Source organism: Halopolyspora algeriensis (assembly GCF_003337235.1).
GTDB classification, from domain to species: Bacteria; Actinomycetota; Actinomycetes; order Mycobacteriales; family Pseudonocardiaceae; genus Haloactinomyces; species Haloactinomyces algeriensis.
In genome coordinates this window covers 79992-98171 of the sequence record NZ_QPJC01000013.1, presented here as the reverse complement: position 1 = coordinate 98171, position 18180 = coordinate 79992, and the positions used below count along the sequence as shown (strand labels likewise).

The window sequence follows — 18180 nt, the reverse complement described above, 5'->3', positions numbered from 1 at the left end:
TCGGATCGCACAGAGCTGTGCAGGATGTGCAGTGGAGCACACCCGATTGCCGACAATACTGACCATGTTGCACAGCAATTCTTCCTCCTGTTGCTCAGGATGCAAAGCCGTCACACGCTGATCCGCACAGGTTTTCCACAGCACAGGAGGACACCGTGACCGACACCGTCCACCACGGCAGCCGGACCGGAGAGATCGACGACGTCACCTTCGATCAGATGCAGCAGCTCGTCGGCCTGGTCGACCACGACGCCTCCCAGGATCCGTTCCCGGTGAAGGCGATGGACGCGGTCGTGTTCATCGTCGGAAACGCCACCCAGAGCGCGCTGTTCTACCAGGTCGCCTTCGGAATGGACCTGGTGGCCTACTCCGGTCCCGAGCACGGCAACCGCGATCACCGCGCCTATGTGCTCAAGTCCGGGTCCGCACGCTTCGTCCTCATCGGCGCCGTCGACCCCGCCAGCCCGGCCGCCGACCACCACCGCAGGCACGGTGACGGCGTGATCGACCTGTCCCTGGAGGTCGCCGACGTCGACCAGTGCATCGAGCACGCCCGGTCCCAGGGGGCGACCGTGCTCGAAGAGCCCCACGACGTATCCGACGAGCACGGCACGGTACGCAGGGGCGCCATCGCCACCTACGGTGAAACCAAGCACACGCTGATCGACCGATCCGGCTACTCCGGGCCCTACCTTCCGGGCTATGTCACCCGGCACGGCAGCTACCGCAAACCCGCCGACGCACCGAAGCGGCTGTTCCAGGCCATCGACCACTGCGTCGGCAACGTCGCCATGGGCGAGATGGACCAGTGGGTCGACTTCTACAACCGGGTGATGGGCTTCGTGAACATGGCCGAGTTCGTCGGCGACGACATCATGACCGACTACTCGGCGCTGATGAGCAAGGTCGTCGCCAACGGCAATCACCGGGTGAAGTTCCCGCTCAACGAACCCGCCCTGGGCAAGAAGAAATCACAGATCGACGAGTTCCTGGAATTCTTCGGCGGCTCGGGCTGCCAGCACATCGCGCTGGCGACCGGGGACATCGTGCGCACGGTCACCGAAATGCGCGCCGCCGGAGTCGAATTCCTGTCCACCCCGGACTCCTACTACGACGACCCGCAGCTGCGGGCACGGATCGGCGAGGTACGCCTGCCGATCGAGACGCTCAAGGAGCACGGCATCCTGGTCGACCGCGACGAGGACGGGTATCTGCTGCAGATCTTCACCAAACCCATCGGCGACCGGCCCACCGTGTTCTACGAGCTCATCGAACGCCACGGTTCACTCGGCTTCGGCATCGGCAACTTCAAGGCGCTGTTCGAGGCGATCGAGCGGGAACAGGAACTCCGCGGCAACCTTTAAGGATGGGATCGCCATCTGAGTAGGTGGTCACCGAACCGACGCCTCAGATGGCGCCTTGCGGCGTTGGGCCTCTCTTGAGTATGTCGATACGCGGCGAGAGACCCTGCCTTGCAATGCATCCACCTGAGGCGCCGGAGGTGGTCACCTTGCCCGGGCTGGCCACCCGCGCGAAGAAAAACAAGCGAAAGAGGAAAAAGTACAAGTCAAAGGAGAACCGTTGCCCCTTCAGCGTTTGGCGACGACGGTGAAGCCGGCGGCCTCGAGCTGCGTGACGACATGCTCACGGTGCTCGGGGCCGCGCGTCTCCAGACTGATCTCGACCTCGACCTCGCCGATCCCCAGAGCACCGGAGATACGCGAGTGCTCGACGTCGACGACATTGGCCGAAAGCCCGCCGATCTCGGCCAGCAAGGCGGCCAGCGCTCCCGGCTGATCCGGCAACCGCACCCACAGCGACAGGTAGCGACCGGCCGAGGTCATACCGTGCCGAATCACCTGGAGCAACAGCAACGGATCGATGTTGCCCCCGGACAGCACCGCGACGCTCGGCCCGGTGAGCCGTTCCGGATGTTCGAGCAGCCCGGCGACAGCGGCACCGCCGGCGGGCTCGACCACGAGTTTGGCGCGCTCCAAGCACAGGAGCAACGCTTGCGACAGCGATTCCTCGCTGACGGTGATCACATCGTCGACGAGTTCGGACACGTGTGCATACGTCACCGGCCCGGGCTCGGCGACGGCGATACCGTCGGCCATCGTCTGCGTACCGGTGATCCGGACAGGCTTGCCCGCCGCGAGCGAGCCGGGCCATGCGGCGGCCTGCTCGGCCTGAACCGCGATCACCCGCACCTCCGGTCGCAGCGCTTTGACCGCCGCCGCGATGCCACCGACCAGACCGCCCCCGCCCGCTGCCACCACAATCGTGCGCACTTCGGGCAACTGCTCCAGGATTTCCACCCCGACAGTGGCCTGCCCTGCGATGATGTCATCGTGGTCGAAAGGGTGGATGAACTCCGCACCGGTGCGCTCGGCGTACTCGCGCGCCGCACCGAGCGTTTCCTCCAACGCCGATCCCCGCAGCAGGACCTCGGCACCGTACGACTGCGTGGCGGCCAACTTGGGCAGCGGCACCTGCTCGGGCATGAACACGGTCGAGTGAATACCGAGCAGGGTGGCTGCCAGCGCGACCCCCTGCGCGTGGTTCCCCGCACTGGCGGCAACCACCCCGGCCGCACGTTGTTCGGCGCTCAGCCCGGACAGCCGCACATAGGCGCCGCGTAACTTGAACGAGCCGGTGCGCTGAAGATTCTCGCATTTCAAGTGGACTGCGCCACCGCACTGCTCACCGAGCACCCGGGAATGTTCCAGCGGTGTTCGGCGCACGACCCCGGCCAATCGCTCACCGGCCGCGCGGACTCGTTGCACATCGACCAGAGACATGAGCCCATCCTGCCACCCGAACTCCGCTCGACCCGGTACGCACGGCCACGGCCGCGCTCGAGGGCGGAGCGAGGAGAGATTTACCGGGCAGAATGTTGGGTATTCTCAACAACGACGTCATCGGCCGTCACCCGGTGCTCATGCTTCACCGGGTGTTCGCGTGGCGCCGCGTCACGGCACCGTTGTTCCCGGGAGGACCCATGGCACGGTTGACCCCCACCCCGGGCGCGATTCCCCTGGCCACAGGCATTGCCATGGCAACTGTGCTGTCCGGGGCCGCGGTATTCGCCGTGGTCCACGCCGGATGCGACAACCCCGGCATCTACCGGGTTCACGACGGCGTCGTCGAACTGGTCGGAGGCTGTATCACCCCGGAGGACATCCCGGTCACACCGGATGATCCCCCGCAGCCCGCTCCCCGCCCCCTGGGTGAGGCAGCCGTCACCGACTCCCCCCTCCGCCCTTGAAGGGCGGGCGAGAGCCGGTCACGCGCTGCTCCACCTCACCGGCCCGGCATCCCTCCAGGTCACTCCAAGGCGGCAAGGAGGTCCGCCACCAGATCCTCCGACTCCTCGATCCCCACGGACACGCGGATCAGATCGGCGGGAACCTGCAACAGGGAACCCGCAGTGCTCGCATGGGTCATCCGGCCGGGATGCTCGATCAACGATTCCACGCCACCGAGCGACTCGGCCAGCGTGAACAGGCGCGTACGCGCGCAGGCGTCGATCGCGGCCTGCTCACCGTCGGCATGGGTGAACGAGACCATGCCCCCGAAATGACGCATCTGCTTGGCCGCGACCTGGTGCCCCGGGTGTTCCTCCATCCCCGGATAGAAGACCTTCGCGACCTTCGGGTGCTCCCGGAGTGCGGCCACCAGATGTTCGGCATTCCGGCTGTGCCGTTCCATGCGCACCGCCAGGGTCTTCAAGCCGCGCAGGGTCAGCCACGCATCGAACGGCCCCGGAACGGCACCGGCGGTGTTCTGCAGGAACGCGACCTGGCTCGCGATTTCCTCGTCCGAGGTGATCACCGCGCCCCCGACCACATCGGAGTGCCCGCCGAGATACTTCGTCGTGGAGTGCACGACGATGCTCGCGCCGTGCTCCAGCGGCTGCTGCAGATGCGGTGAGGCGAAGGTGTTGTCCACGACCAGCCGGATGCCGGTGTCGTGGGCGAGCTGCGCCATCGCAGGCAGGTCGGCGATGTTGAGCAGCGGGTTGGTCGGCGTCTCGGTCCAGATCACCTTGGTGTTCGACCGGATCGCCGCGCGCACCGCATCCACATCGGTCACCGGTGCCGGGGTGTATTCCACTCCCCACCCGGTCAGCACCTTGTCGACGAGCCGGAAGGTTCCGCCATAGGCATCATCCGGAATGACGATGTGGTCCCCGGGACGCAGGGTCGCCCGGAGCACCGCGTCGGTGGCCGACATGCCGGAAGCGAACGCGCGCCCGTACGTACCACCTTCCAGGGACGCCAGGCACTCCTCCAGCACCGAGCGCGTGGGGTTGCCCGTGCGCGAGTACTCGTAACCCTGGCGCTGGTTGCCGACGCCGTCCTGGACGTAGGTCGACGTCGCGTGGATCGGCGTGATGACGGAGCCGGTCGTGGGGTCTGGTTCCTGGCCCGCATGGATCGCGCGGGTGGCGAAGCCGTCGCTCATGTACAGCAGCGTACGACCCTTGCCCGCTCACTTCTCTCCCGGCTGGCACCCGGAGGCGGACACATCACCCTCGGTACTGCTGCTGAGGGCACGGCTGCTGGAGGTGTTGCTGTACGAGGCCGGCCGAGCAACGCCGGCCCCCGACCGAGAGGTCGGGGGCCACGTGTGCCACTCGGGCGGTCATCGCAGCATCACCACTGGGGCGGCTGTCCCGGCTGCTGCGGCGGGTACCCGCCGGGCTGCCGAGGCTGCCCGTACGGCTGCGGCTGGCCGTACTGCTGAGGTTGGCCGTACGGCTGCGGCTGGCCGTACGGCTGCTGCTGCGGCTGGCCGGGATGCGGCTGACCGAACTGCTGAGGTTGGCCGTACTGCGGCGGTTGCCCGTACGGCTGCGGCTGGCCGAACTGCTGAGGTTGGCCGTACGGCTGCGGCTGCGGCTGGCCGGGATGCGGCTGACCGAAGCCGCCCGCCTGCGGACCACCGAACTGCTGACCATAGACACCCGCAGCGGCCCGGGGTGCGCCGCCGGAGACATACGCCCGGGTCTGCGGGAGCATCGCGAGCACTCCCGGTGCCGCGGCCAGCACCAGCGAGATGAAGCCGATCGTACTGCCGTAGGCGATCAGACTGATGATCCCCGCGAGGACGAAGACCCCCGAAGCAGCGGCGACGAAGATCGGACCCTTGGTCTTGCGGCCATGGATCAGGATCCCTCCGACGATCATCACGACGGCGACGAGGAGCTGAATGATCGATATCGTCACGAGCAACCCGAGCGGAGGCAGCGAGGGCTCGGGGGGCGTGATCCCGTACTGCTCGGCCATACCGCCGAGCTGATCCTGGACCTGCTTGAGCTCGTTGTACGCACCGATGATCCTGAACAGGTTGATGACCAGGAACAGGACACTCAGCGCACCGAGGCCGACCGCTGTCCAGGCCGCGGCCATCGCGACGGGCTTGTTGCTGTCATCATCCTGCCTGCCGTAGCCGGCCATGCCGGGCCGACCGTATGCAGGCTGACCGTAGCCGTGCTGGCCATAGCCGGCCTGACCGTAGCCTGCCTGAGGCGACGGGGCGCCGAAGCCGCCGGGCTGCTGGGGCTGCTGAGGTTGGTGGGGCTGGTGGGGCTGCCCGGCCTGGGACTGTGCCGGGAAACCACCGCTCGGCGATGCGGGCACACCTCCCATCGGAGGCTGCCCCGTCTGGCCGGGCATCCCGGGTTGCTGCGGTTGCTGTGGCGACTGCGCGGGATAGGCCCCGGGCTGCTGCTGACCGGACAGGCCGGGCTGCTCGTACATGGGCTGCGGTGGCTGCATCGCCGGCGGCACGACCTGCGTCGAACCGCCGGAGTCCTGAGCAGACTGCGACTGCTCGGCGGACTGCCCCTGCGGCGGCTGCACGGGCTGCACGACCTGCGTCGAACCCCCGGAATCCTGAGCAGACTGCGACTGCTCGACGGACTGCCCCTGCGGCGGCTGCACGGGCTGCACGACCTGCGTCGAACCCGCACTGGAGACTTCCGCGCCCTGCTGTGCCTCGTCCTGATGCTGTTCCTGCTCCTGGGGATCCATCCGCGAAGAGACCGTCTGGGTGGAGTCCGGAGAGGACTCGCCCGCGTTGGCGGGATTGCCGTCCGGCTGCTCGCCGGATTCCTGCGGCTGCTTTTCCTGCTGACCGCCATCCGGCGGCTGCGGAGAGCTCATCGGGTTTTCCGACCCCCTTGGCATAAACCTGGGCTGTACGTCGCGCACACGTTATCCGATTGCGCGCCAGCGTAGTCATCGATCAGTACGACCGTTCATCGACCGGCAATAAAAGCGAGAACATCCTGCCGTGTGACCACACCGGCCGGTTTGCCGTCGATGAGCACCATCGCACCGTCCGCATTGGTCAGTGCCGACATCGCGGCGCTGATCTCCTCGCCCGCACCGATGGTGGGCAGCGGCGGGGACATGTGCTCTTCCACCCGGTCGGCGAGATTGGCTCGCCCGGCGAACAGCGCATCCAGCAGGTCGCGCTCGTTGATGGCGCCGGCCACCTCGGCGGCCATGACGGGCGGTTCCGCGTTGACCACCGGCATCTGGGAAACACTGAACTCGCGCAGGATCGCCACCGCCTCGGCGACGGTCTCCTTCGGATGCACGTGCACCAGTTCCGGGATGGTGCCGTCCTTGCGGCGCAGCACATCGCCGACCGAACCACCGGTGTGATCGGGCGACAGAAAACCGTAGGAGGCCATCCAGGAATCGTTGAACACCTTGGTCAGATATCCGCGGCCACCATCGGGCAGGAGCACGACGACGACATCGTCCGGGTCCGCGCGTTCCGCGACACTCAGAGCCGCCGCCACGGCCATCCCGCACGAACCGCCCACCAGCAGTGCCTCCTGCCGGGCGAGTTCGCGGGTCATGAGGAACGAGTTCGCATCGGTGACCGACACGATCTCGTCGCAGATCTCCCTGTCGTAGGTGTTCGGCCAGAAATCCTCGCCGACCCCTTCCACCAGATACGGCCTGCCCTTGCCGCCCGAGTACACCGAACCCTCCGGATCGGCTCCGACGATCCGCACCTGCCCCCCGGAGACTTCCTTGAGGTAGCGTCCGACACCCGAAATGGTGCCGCCGGTGCCGATCCCGGCGACGAAATGGGTGATGCGGCCCTGCGTCTGCTCCCAGATTTCCGGGCCGGTGGAGTGGTAGTGCGACTCGGGGTTGGACTGATTGTCGTACTGGTTCGGCTTCCAGTAACCGTCCTGCTCGGCGAGCCGGTCGGAGACGCTGTAGTAGGAGTCGGGATGCTCGGGCGGCACCGCCGTCGGGCAGACGACGACCTCGGCGCCGTAGGCCTCCAGCACGTTGCGCTTGTCCTCGCTGACCTTGTCGGGACAGACGAACACGCAGCGGTACCCCTTGCGCTGGGCCACCATGGCCAGCCCGACGCCGGTGTTGCCGGAGGTCGGTTCGACGATCGTGCCGCCCGGCCGCAGCTCCCCCGAAGCTTCGGCGGCTTCGATCATCCGCAGCGCGATGCGATCCTTCACGCTCCCGCCCGGATTGAGGTATTCGACCTTGGCCAGGACCGGCGTCTCCAGCTCCGCACTCAACGTGTTCAGTTGTACCAGCGGGGTATTACCGACCAGGTCGGTCACATGCTCGACGTACTCCACCGCGCGAGTCCTCTCCCTCGTTACGAGCCTGTGAGGCGGGGGCTTGATCGTCTCCCGCACGGTTAACCCGGAAGGCCGACACGAGCAGGGACGAATCGCGCCCACAGTACCTCTCCGGGTCACACTGTTCTCTCGGGTGCACACCGCTCATTACCACCTGAACGGGCACCGAAACCGAGCGGATCACCGAAATGCGGAGCACGCTGTGCAGTGACTGGCGCGCGTATCGCGGACCATCGCACAGGAGGGACGATGATCGGGCCGAGGATGCTGCGGCTCGCCGTCTTTGCGGCAGGCACGGTGGGGGGGTTGTCCGGCGCTGCCTACGGGCTGCTCAACGAGCAGTCCCGGCGAGCACGGCGAGTCATCGGTCCTCCGACTTCGGGCCCCCTGCGCGCCGACCGCGTGCACTACCCGGAGGGGCACGAGACGCGCGTCCCGGCATCGCACGGCGACGCGGAGCCGCTGGAACTGGCGATACTCGGGGACTCCTCGGCTGCCGGCCTCGGCGTCGACCTCCCGGATCAGCTACCGGGCGTGCTCATCGCCCGGGGTATGGCCGAGGAACTCGAACGGCCGGTCGCGCTGACCACGTACGCGATCGTGGGCACCACGAGCCGGGAACTGTCCCTGCAGGTGGACAGTGTGCTCAGCAAGCCACCCCGCCTGGCTCTGATCCTCATCGGCGCCAACGACGTCACCTCACGGCTGCCGATCCGGGCGAGTGCCCTGCTTCTCGGCCAGGCCGTGGAGCGGTTGACCGCCGAGGGGGTCGCCGTGGTCGTGGGCACCTGTCCGGACCTCGGTGCGATCCGGCCGATTCCGCAGCCGCTGCGTGCCGTCGTCCGCTCGGTCAGCCTTGCCCTGGCCAAAGCCCAGCGCCGGGCTGTCGAGCAGGCCGGGGGGCACGCTGTCCCGCTGGCCGACCTGCTGTCGCCGGAGTTCCTCACCCGTCCCGCCGAGTTCTTCAGCCACGACCGTTTCCACCCGTCGGCAGCCGGATACGAAGCGGCCGCGACCATGCTGCTGCCCACCCTGTGCCATGCGATCGGGGCGTGGGAAGGCGCACCGGTGCCGAGTGCTCCCACGCGGTCCTCGGCAGCCGAGGCGCGGCGGCCCACGCGCAGGCTCATCGCGCGCCTGAACCGGCACCTGCGCCGCCGTGCAGACGCATGACCTGGCGTACCAACTGGTCGGTTACCATGAAGTAGGGTGATTGCCGTCACCGAACAGCGACAGGAAGCCCCTGGAGTGCGGGATATTCCGAGGTGCGTCCGGACCTGCCCGGTCGCACAGGCTCGCCTCTCACACGGGAAGCTTCCCCCGGCGGCGAACTTGTCCGAGAGCAGGAGAACCGAAGGAGCTCCCCATGACCGAAGCAGTCATCGTGGCCACCGCCCGCTCGCCCATCGGCCGGGCGGGCAAGGGATCGCTGGTGGACAGCCGGCCGGACGACCTCACCGCCCAGATCGTGCGGGCGGCACTGGACAAGGTGCCCGAACTCGATCCGCAGGAGATCGACGACCTGATGCTGGGCTGCGGCCTGCCCGGCGGAGAGCAGGGCTTCAACATGGCCCGCGTGGTCTCCGTGCTGCTCGGGTACGACCACCTGCCCGGCACCACCATCACCCGATACTGCTCGTCGAGCCTGCAGACCACCCGCATGGCCATGCACGCGATCAAGGCCGGTGAGGGAGACGTGTTCATCAGCGCCGGCGTCGAGATGGTCTCGCGGTTCGCCAAGGGCAACTCCGACTCGCTGCCGGAGACCCAGAACCCGGCCTTCGACGAGGCGCAGGCCCGCACCAAGCAGGTCGCCGAGGAAGGCGCCGAGAACTGGACCGACCCGCGCGAGTTCGACAAGCTGCCCGATGTCTACCTGCCGATGGGTCAGACCGCCGAGAACCTGGCCCGAGCCAAGGGCATCAGCCGCGACGAGATGGACGACTTCGGCGTGCGGTCGCAGAACCTCGCCGAGAAGGCCATCGCCAACGGCTTCTGGTCCCGCGAGATCACCCCGGTCACCACCCCGTCGGGCACCGTCGCCGACACCGATGACGGCCCGCGCGCGGGCGTGACCAAGGAGGGCGTGTCCGGGCTCAAGCCGGTGTTCCGCCCGGATGGCCGGGTCACGGCGGCCAACGCCTGCCCGCTCAACGACGGTGCGGCTGCCGTGGTCGTCATGAGCGACAAGAAGGCCAAGCAGCTCGGTCTGACCCCGCTGGCCCGGATCGTGTCGACCGGCGTATCGGCACTGTCCCCGGAGATCATGGGGCTCGGCCCGGTGGAGGCCTCCCAGCAGGCACTGGGCCGGGCGGGCATGAGCGCCGGTGACATGGACCTGGTGGAGATCAACGAGGCCTTCGCCGCCCAGGTCATCCCCTCCTACCAGGAGCTGGGAATCCCCCTGGAGCGGCTCAACGTCAACGGCGGCGCGATCGCCGTCGGCCACCCGTTCGGCATGACCGGTGCGCGCATCACCACCACCCTGATCAATTCCCTGCAGTTCCACGACAAGCAGTTCGGGCTGGAGACCATGTGCGTCGGTGGTGGCCAGGGCATGGCCATGGTGCTGGAGCGGCTTTCCTGAAAATGTTCGGGCTGATTTGTGCGGCGGTGCCGGTTGCGTGCGTGGCAGGGCAGCCGCTCGGGCTGATTGCTTGAGCGTGGCCTTCGAGTACACAGGAGCGACTCGACCAAGCCGACGAGACGAGAAAGGGCGCCTGTTCCCCGTGGGGAGCAGGCGCCCTTCGTTCGTCTCGCCGGAGCCGCGAGGGCCGGTGGACTACTCGTTCTGGAAGTAGGACAGCAGCCGCAGGATCTCCAGGTACAGCCAGACCAGGGTGACCATCAGGCCGAAGGCGACGTACCAGGCGAACTTGGCGTCCACCCCACCCTTGATGGCCTTGTCGGCGGCGTCGAAGTCCAGCAGGAAGCTGAACGCGGCGATACCGATGACCAGCAGGCTGAAGCCGATGCCGAGCGGAGTGGGCTCACGCAGCCCCAAGCCACCCGACACGAAGAAACCCGAGATCAGGTTGAGCAGCATCAGCACGACAGCACCGGCCAGCGCGCCGATGATCCACTTGGTCAACTTCGGCGTGACCCGGATCGCACCGGTCTTGTAGACGACCAGCATGGCCGCGAAGACACCCACCGTGCCCGCGATCGCCTGCATGATGATGCCGGGGTTGTCGGTCACCACGTTGCCGAACAGGTAGCTGATCCCGCCGAGGAACACGCCCTCGACAGCCGCATAGGCGATGACCAGCGCCGGGCTCACCTTCTTCTTGAAGATGACGACCATGGCCAGCACGAACCCGATCAGTGCGGCGGGCAGCGCCAGCGCCATCGCGGCCGCACCACCCACGACATAGGTCGCGGCACCGGTGCCGACGGTGACGGCCAGAGTCGTCGCCGTCTTGGTGACCACGTCGTCGATGGTCATCGGACGCCCGGTCTGCTGCGGGGCAGCGGGCGCCTGACCGAAGCCGGTGCCGAAACCGGCACTTTGGGTTTGACCTGCGTTGAAGTTCGCGTACCCACCGCTCGGCAGGTTCTTGAACGCAGGGTTGCTCGTTGTGCGCAACTCATCCTCCTGGGCGTGCGTGCGCCGTCACCGGTAACAACGACCGAACCCGCCGGTCGGTTCCCGTATCGCGTAAAAAGGATTTTACCCCAACTGCCGGTCAATCCCCGCCGCTACCGGAACCTTGTCCCACCGGCTCCACGGCCGGCGTCAGCGCCGTTTCTTCTGGCTCTTCCTGGCCGCGGTCTGCTTGCCGGGCCGGTTCTTCTGCTGCCCCTTCTTGCCGCTCGGCTTTCCGCCCTGCTTTCCCGCCGGGCTCCCGGTGGGCTTGCCGTTCGCCTTGCCTGCGCCGGCGGCCTTGCCGTTCGCCTTGCCCCCGGACTGACCGTCGGAACCCTGACCACCGCCGGCGCTGCCGTTGGCCGAGGGCGCACCGGCAACCTCCGTGGCACCCTTCCCCTCGACCTGCGTGGCCTCGTCGCCGCTGACGGCGGAGGCCTGGTCGCCGACAGGCTGCCCCGGCTTCTGGCCGGGCTTGGGGCGGGGAGCTTCCTTCTTCGCCGCGAGCTCGCGCTCCTTCTCCCGCTGCTCCTCGCGGTCGACCTTGTTGGTCAGGAAGTGCTGCTGGCCCAGAGTCCAGAGGTTGTTGGCCATGAAGTACAGCACCACCGCCATGGGCAGGAACCACGGCGAGATCAACGTACCGATCGGCGCCAGGTACATCATGACCTTGCCGATCATGGCGCCCTGCGGGTTGGCCATCGTGGCATCGTTCTGCCGCTTGACCGACATCCGCATGGTGAAGTAGGTCGCGGCCGAGGCGACGATCATCAGCGGGATGCCGACGGTGATCATCTCCGGGCGACTGGTGCCGAACTCCTGCAATTCCGCCGTCGGCTGGGTGATCCAGTTCCCCAGCTTGGCACCGAAGATGTCGGCGTTGAGGAACGAGTCGACGCCGCTCTGGCCGAAGATGTAGTTGCTGTCCTTGCCCGGTTTGAAGCCGCGCAGCACGTAGAACAGGCTCAGAAAGACCGGGATCTGCACCAGCGCGGGCAGGCAGCCGCCGAGCGGGTTGACCCCCTGCTCGGACTGCAGCTTCTGCATCTCCTGCGCCATCTTCTGGCGGTCGTTCTTGTACTTCTCCCGCAGCTTCTGGATCTGCGGGGCGAACTTCTGCATCTGGCGGCCGGCTCGGATCTGGCTGAGCGCGGGCTTGAGCAGCAGCAGGCGCAGGGAGAACACCAGGAAGAACACCGACAGCGCCCAGGCGAAGCCGTTGTCCGGCCCGAGCATGAAGCCGAACACCTTGTGCCAGAACCACAGAATGGCCGACACGGGATAGAGGATAAAGTCGAACACTCAACCACTCCTGGTCATCGCCCGGAATCCACTTCCGGGCCGCACCTGCACAGCCGTCCCGATCCTGTGGGCACGGCAGCCCCACCAGGGTGCCACGAGGCGTTTCGCCGCCAAGCACGGGTCGCCTCCGCACACGGAGACGACCGAGGAGCGGCCGTGCGACACGAGCGGTGGCCACGGCCGGGCACCCACGCGGCCACAACCGGGCTGGGCACGCCGTGGTGGAGCAAGGAACTGCAGCAGCGGCACATCGACACGGCGAAACGGGGCCACGCAGACGCCGCCGCTGCCCATCGCCCCGTCCAGTCTACGCACCGGCAGCGCCATGGCCTACCACATCGGGGTGATCGGTCACCACTCGAGCCGTGCGACACGCCATTCGTTGCCGATTTGTGATCGTCGACTACTGTGGGGAGCGGGTTGAGCACACAGCCCATCAAGTTTCCGCTACCGAGCCGCCCCGACCGGACGGCTCCAACGAAGCTGGATGGGAGTTTTTTCGATGCCGAAGGCGCCACACACCCACCTGTCCGCAGTCGACCACGTACGCGAGCATCTCGCCGATGAGACGGAGCGCCTGTCGTGCCGCGTCCAGGAGGGCACCGATCGGGTGCTGCTGCACCTGAGCGGCGAACTCGATCTGCTCGGGGCGCCGAAGGCGGCCCGCGTGTTCCGGGAATGCCTGAACACCTCGAGCGGGACCGTGGTCTGTGACCTCGCCGGACTGGATTTCCTGGCCACCTCGGGGCTGCGGGTCCTTCTCGAGGTGAACGAGCAGGCGCGTGCCCGGCAGCAGGAGCTGGTTCTGCTCACCGGTGGCGCCTCCGCCGAGGTGCTGCGCCTCCTCGAGATCACCGACACCCGCAGCATGCTGACCTGCCGTGCCGACCTCGAGGAGACCGACACCCCGGTTGTGGCAGCACCGTAGCGGCCTCCATCCGGACATTGCCTGCGGACTCGTCAACGGCGATCTCACAGCGCCGTGAGCGGCTCTCCGCCTACCGAGCTTCCGCCACTGCGGACGAGCCCACAAGGGAGCGGATCCGTGCACGGAAGCGGTTCCGCCTCGGCGGGTCCGCAGGCTATGTCCGATCCCCCAGGGCAGAGCCCGGCCACCGATTGCGACTTGGTCTCGGGTGATGCCGCGGCCGACTTCGCCGGTGGCGGCGAAGCCGCCTTGCCGCAGACGGTCCAGCAGGACGGTCTTGCCTGCGCCAGGCCCGCCGGTGACCACGAAGAAGCGATCGGCGGTGTTCAGGCCGTCCATCCGTGACCCCCACTCATACGTGCATGCTGTATTGACAGTAATGCACTATGTATACATGAGTTCGTTATTGCAGATCAGGAACGTTCCGGATGAGGCGCGGCGCACACTCAAGGCGCGGGCGGCGGCACGAGGTGAGTCACTCAACGCCTACATGCTCGAGCTCATCGCTCGGGAGACGGAGCGGACAACGGTCGGTTGAAGTGTTGGAGCGTGCCGCCCGGCGAGCCGAAAGCGCCGGTGCGTCGGCGCTCGAAAGCCTCAACACGGCCCGCACGGAGCGGGACGAGCAGCTGCAACACCGGGACGACGCGTGATCGTCGTCGACAGTGCGGCGGTCATCGACGTGCTCGCCGCCGTCGAGGGATACCCTGGAAGCCGTCTGCCTGCGCTTCTATGGCGATCTCAACGCGCGATGAGCGGTCCGCTGTCTCCCTGCCTCCGGTCGCTGCGACGGAGTCCAGCAGGTAGTGGGTCGTACGTCCGCAAGAGGATCCACGGATTCATGCGGTGGTTGGCTCATGCTCCGGGGCGTTCGTCGAGTAGTTCGCGGAGGTGCTCGGCGGTGGCGCGGAGGTCATGTTCCCAGCGGTCCGCGCCGGGATCGCGGTTGCCGGCTTCGGCGCGGTCCAGTTGCTCGATCACCCATCCTCGGGCGAGCACGCTGGGTTCGATGCCGCGCGCCTCGGCCAGTCGACGCAGTTGAGCGATGCGCTCGGTGGGCAGCCGCAGACCGTAGACCGCTTGCCCACCACTGGGGCGGCGCCGCTGGTAAGCCAGCTCGGCATCGCGGGTCGATTCGGCGTGCTCGGCCTCGGCGGCGAGCTCAGCAGTGACCTGCTCAAGCGACTGCAGCAACGGCGGAAGATCCGGATCTCGATACACCTGCGCCTCGGTGACGTACGCGGCCCGCTGCAGCGTCAGCACCTCCCCCGCGTCGTCGGGCTGTAGCTCGACCAGGCACTCCACGCGACAAATCCTGCCAACCCAGAGACTCCGCTGGCACGTCGTTTTCGGTCGAGAGTTCGGTTCTGTCCGCAACCGATCGTCTTACGGAAAGGTCATAACCAGCTACAGCGTCAGCGATGGACACCGGCCGTGGCTTTGAGAGCGCGGGCCAACTCAGGCCGATGGCGGGGTTGTGCGGGCGAGGATGTCGGCGACACCTGCCGCGAAGTTGGGGCAGGTGGCGATGTCGTGGGCGCGGCAGTCCAGGGCGTGCAGCGTCATTTGTCGGGAGTGAGCCATCTCATCCATCCGGCGGTCGAGATCCTGGACGTGCGCGGTGAGCACCTCGCGACGATCGGCGACCTGACCATCGAGGAGAGCGTGGATCTGTCCCAGGCTCATCCCGGCTGCCTTGCTGCGGATGATGACCGCGACACGGACCACGTCGGACTCGTCGAATCGTCGCCGTCCGGCACCGCTGCGGACGGGATTGAGTAGCCCGACGTCTTCCCAGTGGCGGAGCACATGGGTACCGAGTCCGAAACGGTCGGCGATCTCACCGATGGACCAGGACGTAGCGTTTGACTTCATGTCGACATGAACTCGCAACCTGGGTGCGAACGCAACCGAGCCCGAGGAGAGAACGATGGACGCCCAGTTCTGGGATGACCGGTATCGCAGCCGTGGCCAGGTCTTCAGCGGTTCCCCCAACGGAGTGCTCGTCACCGAGGTCACCGACCTGCAGCCAGGACGAGCACTTGATGTGGGATGCGGTGAGGGCGCCGACGCGCTCTGGCTGGCCCGACACGGTTGGCAGGTCACCGCGGTCGACATCTCTCCGACCGCGCTGCAACGCGCTGCTGACGCGCAACATGACGTAGACATGGAAGGCTGCGTGGTGTGGACACGCGCCGACCTGACCACCACCCCGCCCGAGGCCGGCGCGTTCGACTTGGTCTCCGTCCAGTACTTCCCGCTCAGGCACCAGCCGAACCACACCGCGCTGCGTGGCCTGCTGGACGCCGTCGCCCCCGGCGGCACCCTGCTGTTCGCCAGCCACGACCCCGCCGACCTCTCCCCACACCCGGAAGAGGGGTTCGACCCCAACGACTACTACCAACCCGACGACATCGCCAAGCTCCTCGACCACAACTGGTCCGTCCAGGCCAACGAGACCCGGCTGCGAACCACCCCCACCCCCGCTGGCACACAGCACACCCACGACACCGTCTTCCGAGCCCGGCGTCGGTACTGACGCCGTCAACTGACTATGACTTGCGGGAACCCTGGCCGTACGTCCGGAAGGGATCCCAACCGCGTCACGCCGTGCAACCGGGTCCCTGCCGAAGGCGCTCTCGACTTGTGGAGAGGTCGCGGAGCCAGGTGCGGATGCTGGCTACGGCCAGGGTGCCTTGGTAGAGGTAGTCAGTCGTAGCGAGTGGCCACGGCGCCTCCCGCCCCTCGCGGTCGACCCTGCTCAGCGGCCCCCCTTTGATCCTGCTCGGCCGGGGCCTCGTGCGGAGCACCGGCCGCGTGCTGATGGGCGCGCACACTGTTGGAGTCGATCCCCACCGTCGTAATCTCCACCGGTTCACCGGTCTCGGCATCGATCCGCAATGCCTCGGCGATACGCTGCCACGTGCTGAAACGAGAACTGAGACGAAGCAGCGACCACCCCCTCGGGTGGCCGCTGTTTTTCCTGGTTGGCTCGGTGCCCCCGGTGAGATTCGAACTCACACTACGACGATTTTAAGTCGTCCGCCTCTGCCGGTTGGGCTACGGGGGCGCTGCACTCCACCACCTGCGGGGCCCGCTGCACGGAGCTGCGGTGGCCGACCGGTTCGGCCGCCCACGGCAACGGCCGCCGGTCTCCCTTCGGACGTATCGAGCATGCCCGCGGTTGCGTCCGAAGGGAAACCGCCGAGCGGAGCAACCGGCATCCCGGTCCTGCGTGGGGCACCCTCACCGGACCAACCCGCGACGGTGCCCCCGCCCGAAGCAACTCAGCTGGAAGCGGCGCGCTCGAAATCCGCCTTCGGATCCTGGATCTGCCCCATCGACACCACGTCGCGGCGGAACAGGAGCGCCAGGGTCCAGTCGATCAGTACCCGTGCCTTGCGGTTGAAGGTCGGCATCTTGCTCACGTGGTACGTGCGGTGCATGAACCACGCCAGGAAGCCCTTGGCCTTGAACCCGTAGACGTCGGCCACACCCTTGTAGAGGCCGAGCCCGGCCACCGAGCCCGCATTGGCGTGCCGGTACTCGTGAGTCTTCTTCCCGCGCAGGCTCGCGAGCACGTTCTTGGCGAGCTGGTGGGCCTGGCGCACCGCGTGCTGGGCGGAAGGAGCACAGGTCGCGTTCGGGTCCTGCTCGGTCTTGGACAGGTCGGGCACCGCCGCGCAGTCTCCCGCTGCCCACACGTTCGGCAGGCCCTCGACCCGCAGGTGCGAGGTCGCCTTGACCCGACCGCGCTCGTCCAGCGGCAGATCGGTGTTCTTCAGCACCGGGTTGGCCTTCACACCCGCGTTCCACACGAGGGTGTCGGTGTCGAACTCGGTTCCGTCCGAAAGGACGGCATGCCCGTTTTCGATCGACTTCAGGAAGGTGTTCAGGTAGACCTTGATGCCCCGCTCTTCGAGAGCCTTGACGGTGTAGACACCCATCTTCTCGCTGACCTCGGGCATGATCCGCCCGGCGGCCTCGATGAGGGTGAAGTGAATGTCGTCCGGGGAGATGTTGTCGTAGTAGCGGGTGGCGTAGCGAGCCATGTCCTCCAGCTCGGCGAGCGCCTCGGTCCCCGCATAGCCCCCACCGACGAAGGTGAAGTTGAGCAACCGCTCGCGCAGTTGGGGATCGGATGTGTTCGCGGCGGCGTCCATCTTCGCCAACACATGGTTGCGCAGGTAGATCGCCTCGCCCACGGTCTTGAGGCCGATACCCTGCTCGGCCAGCCCCGGTATCGGAAGCAGCCGCGAAACCGAGCCGAGCGCGACGACGAGCACGTCATAGCCGAGGGTGTCCACGGTGCCCTCCGAGCCCTCGATGGTGACGAGCTGCTCCGCCTGGTCGACCGCGGTGACACGTGCGGTCAGCACATGGCACCGCTTCAGGACCCGACGCAGTGGTGCCACCACGTGACGGGGCTCGACATTGCCCGCCGCCGCTTCCGGTAGAAAGGGCTGGTAGGTCATGTGCGGCTGAGGATCGACGACCGTCACCGAAGCCTCACGGCGGCCCAGCTTGGACTGGAGCTGCAACGCGGTGTACATACCGACGTAGCCGCCACCGATGATGAGAATCCGGGTGGGATCGGATTTATCAGCCATATCTCCATGCTCGCACCGGTATTTCGGCGATCACCGCACAGACCCCCTTACTGTGATACTCGTCGCTGGTGTCGTTGCTCACTTCTCCTTGTTGCGTCCGGTTCGAAACAACGGGTGG

The 18180-nt window shown here is 67.1% G+C and carries 16 protein-coding genes, 1 tRNA gene and 1 pseudogene; 7 read left to right on the top strand and 11 right to left on the bottom strand.

What is annotated here, in order from left to right; translation table 11 throughout:
- Positions 1-218: 218 nt before the first annotated feature.
- The gene (gene hppD, locus DFQ14_RS17925) at positions 219-1364 is read left to right on the top strand and encodes a 4-hydroxyphenylpyruvate dioxygenase (RefSeq protein WP_114454519.1); all 1146 of its coding nucleotides are present in this window, start codon (positions 219-221) and stop codon (positions 1362-1364) included.
- A 225-nt stretch (positions 1365-1589) separates the two neighbouring features.
- Here hppD and ilvA read toward each other — a convergent pair whose 3' ends face one another.
- On the bottom strand, positions 1590-2801 hold the full coding sequence (gene ilvA / locus DFQ14_RS17920; protein WP_114454468.1) for a threonine ammonia-lyase: 1212 nt from the start codon (positions 2799-2801) through the stop codon (positions 1590-1592).
- A 200-nt stretch (positions 2802-3001) separates the two neighbouring features.
- Here ilvA and DFQ14_RS17915 point away from each other — a divergent pair, with 200 nt between their 5' ends.
- On the top strand, positions 3002-3268 hold the full coding sequence (locus DFQ14_RS17915) for a hypothetical protein (RefSeq protein WP_179951609.1): 267 nt from the start codon (positions 3002-3004) through the stop codon (positions 3266-3268).
- Positions 3269-3327: 59 nt separating this feature from the next.
- Here the strand turns inward: DFQ14_RS17915 and DFQ14_RS17910 are convergent, their stop codons facing one another.
- From DFQ14_RS17910 to DFQ14_RS17900, 3 genes are all read right to left on the bottom strand, one after another.
- Complete coding sequence (locus tag DFQ14_RS17910; RefSeq protein WP_114454467.1) at positions 3328-4467, bottom strand: cystathionine gamma-synthase; 1140 nt, start codon at positions 4465-4467, stop codon at positions 3328-3330.
- Positions 4468-4658: 191 nt separating this feature from the next.
- Entirely contained in the window at positions 4659-6170 is a 1512-nt protein-coding gene (locus DFQ14_RS17905; RefSeq protein ID WP_114454466.1) for a hypothetical protein, read from the bottom strand.
- A 95-nt stretch (positions 6171-6265) separates the two neighbouring features.
- On the bottom strand, positions 6266-7633 hold the full coding sequence (locus DFQ14_RS17900) for a cystathionine beta-synthase (RefSeq protein ID WP_114454465.1): 1368 nt from the start codon (positions 7631-7633) through the stop codon (positions 6266-6268).
- 252 nt (positions 7634-7885) lie between these two features.
- Here DFQ14_RS17900 and DFQ14_RS17895 point away from each other — a divergent pair, with 252 nt between their 5' ends.
- Entirely contained in the window at positions 7886-8809 is a 924-nt protein-coding gene (locus tag DFQ14_RS17895; RefSeq protein ID WP_114454464.1) for an SGNH/GDSL hydrolase family protein, read from the top strand.
- Positions 8810-9002: 193 nt separating this feature from the next.
- Positions 9003-10223, top strand: coding sequence for an acetyl-CoA C-acetyltransferase (locus tag DFQ14_RS17890; protein ID WP_114454463.1), 1221 nt, complete (start codon positions 9003-9005; stop codon positions 10221-10223).
- Between the two features lie 195 nt (positions 10224-10418).
- On the opposite strand, the gene DFQ14_RS17885 is transcribed toward DFQ14_RS17890, so the two are convergent.
- Entirely contained in the window at positions 10419-11222 is an 804-nt protein-coding gene (locus DFQ14_RS17885) for a Bax inhibitor-1/YccA family protein (RefSeq protein ID WP_114454462.1), read from the bottom strand.
- A 150-nt stretch (positions 11223-11372) separates the two neighbouring features.
- On the bottom strand, positions 11373-12524 hold the full coding sequence (gene yidC, locus DFQ14_RS17880; RefSeq protein ID WP_114454461.1) for a membrane protein insertase YidC: 1152 nt from the start codon (positions 12522-12524) through the stop codon (positions 11373-11375).
- 502 nt (positions 12525-13026) lie between these two features.
- On the opposite strand from yidC, the gene DFQ14_RS17875 reads away from it, so the two are divergent.
- Positions 13027-13452, top strand: coding sequence for an STAS domain-containing protein (locus DFQ14_RS17875; protein WP_158546719.1), 426 nt, complete (start codon positions 13027-13029; stop codon positions 13450-13452).
- A 168-nt stretch (positions 13453-13620) separates the two neighbouring features.
- Here DFQ14_RS17875 and DFQ14_RS17870 read toward each other — a convergent pair.
- A pseudogene (locus tag DFQ14_RS17870) lies at positions 13621-13791 on the bottom strand (AAA family ATPase); the annotation flags it as partial.
- A gap of 55 nt (positions 13792-13846) precedes the next feature.
- Here DFQ14_RS17870 and DFQ14_RS22435 point away from each other — a divergent pair.
- The gene (locus tag DFQ14_RS22435) at positions 13847-13990 is read left to right on the top strand and encodes a FitA-like ribbon-helix-helix domain-containing protein (protein ID WP_246195811.1); all 144 of its coding nucleotides are present in this window, start codon (positions 13847-13849) and stop codon (positions 13988-13990) included.
- Positions 13991-14307: 317 nt separating this feature from the next.
- Here DFQ14_RS22435 and DFQ14_RS22085 read toward each other — a convergent pair whose 3' ends face one another.
- Both DFQ14_RS22085 and DFQ14_RS17855 read right to left on the bottom strand, forming a co-directional pair.
- The gene (locus DFQ14_RS22085; RefSeq protein WP_179951608.1) at positions 14308-14757 is read right to left on the bottom strand and encodes a GNAT family N-acetyltransferase; all 450 of its coding nucleotides are present in this window, start codon (positions 14755-14757) and stop codon (positions 14308-14310) included.
- A 153-nt stretch (positions 14758-14910) separates the two neighbouring features.
- Positions 14911-15327: a MerR family transcriptional regulator gene (locus tag DFQ14_RS17855; protein ID WP_114454459.1), complete on the bottom strand. Its 417-nt coding sequence runs from the start codon at positions 15325-15327 to the stop codon at positions 14911-14913.
- Positions 15328-15382: 55 nt separating this feature from the next.
- Between DFQ14_RS17855 and DFQ14_RS17850 the strand changes: the two genes are divergently transcribed.
- A complete protein-coding gene (locus DFQ14_RS17850; protein ID WP_114454458.1) occupies positions 15383-15991 on the top strand; it encodes a class I SAM-dependent methyltransferase in 609 nt (202 codons plus the stop codon).
- Positions 15992-16448: 457 nt separating this feature from the next.
- On the opposite strand, the gene DFQ14_RS17840 is transcribed toward DFQ14_RS17850, so the two are convergent.
- Positions 16449-16522, bottom strand: a tRNA-Leu gene (locus DFQ14_RS17840).
- A 217-nt stretch (positions 16523-16739) separates the two neighbouring features.
- Positions 16740-18062, bottom strand: coding sequence for an NAD(P)/FAD-dependent oxidoreductase (locus DFQ14_RS17835; protein ID WP_114454456.1), 1323 nt, complete (start codon positions 18060-18062; stop codon positions 16740-16742).
- Between the last annotated feature and the right edge of the window lie 118 nt (positions 18063-18180).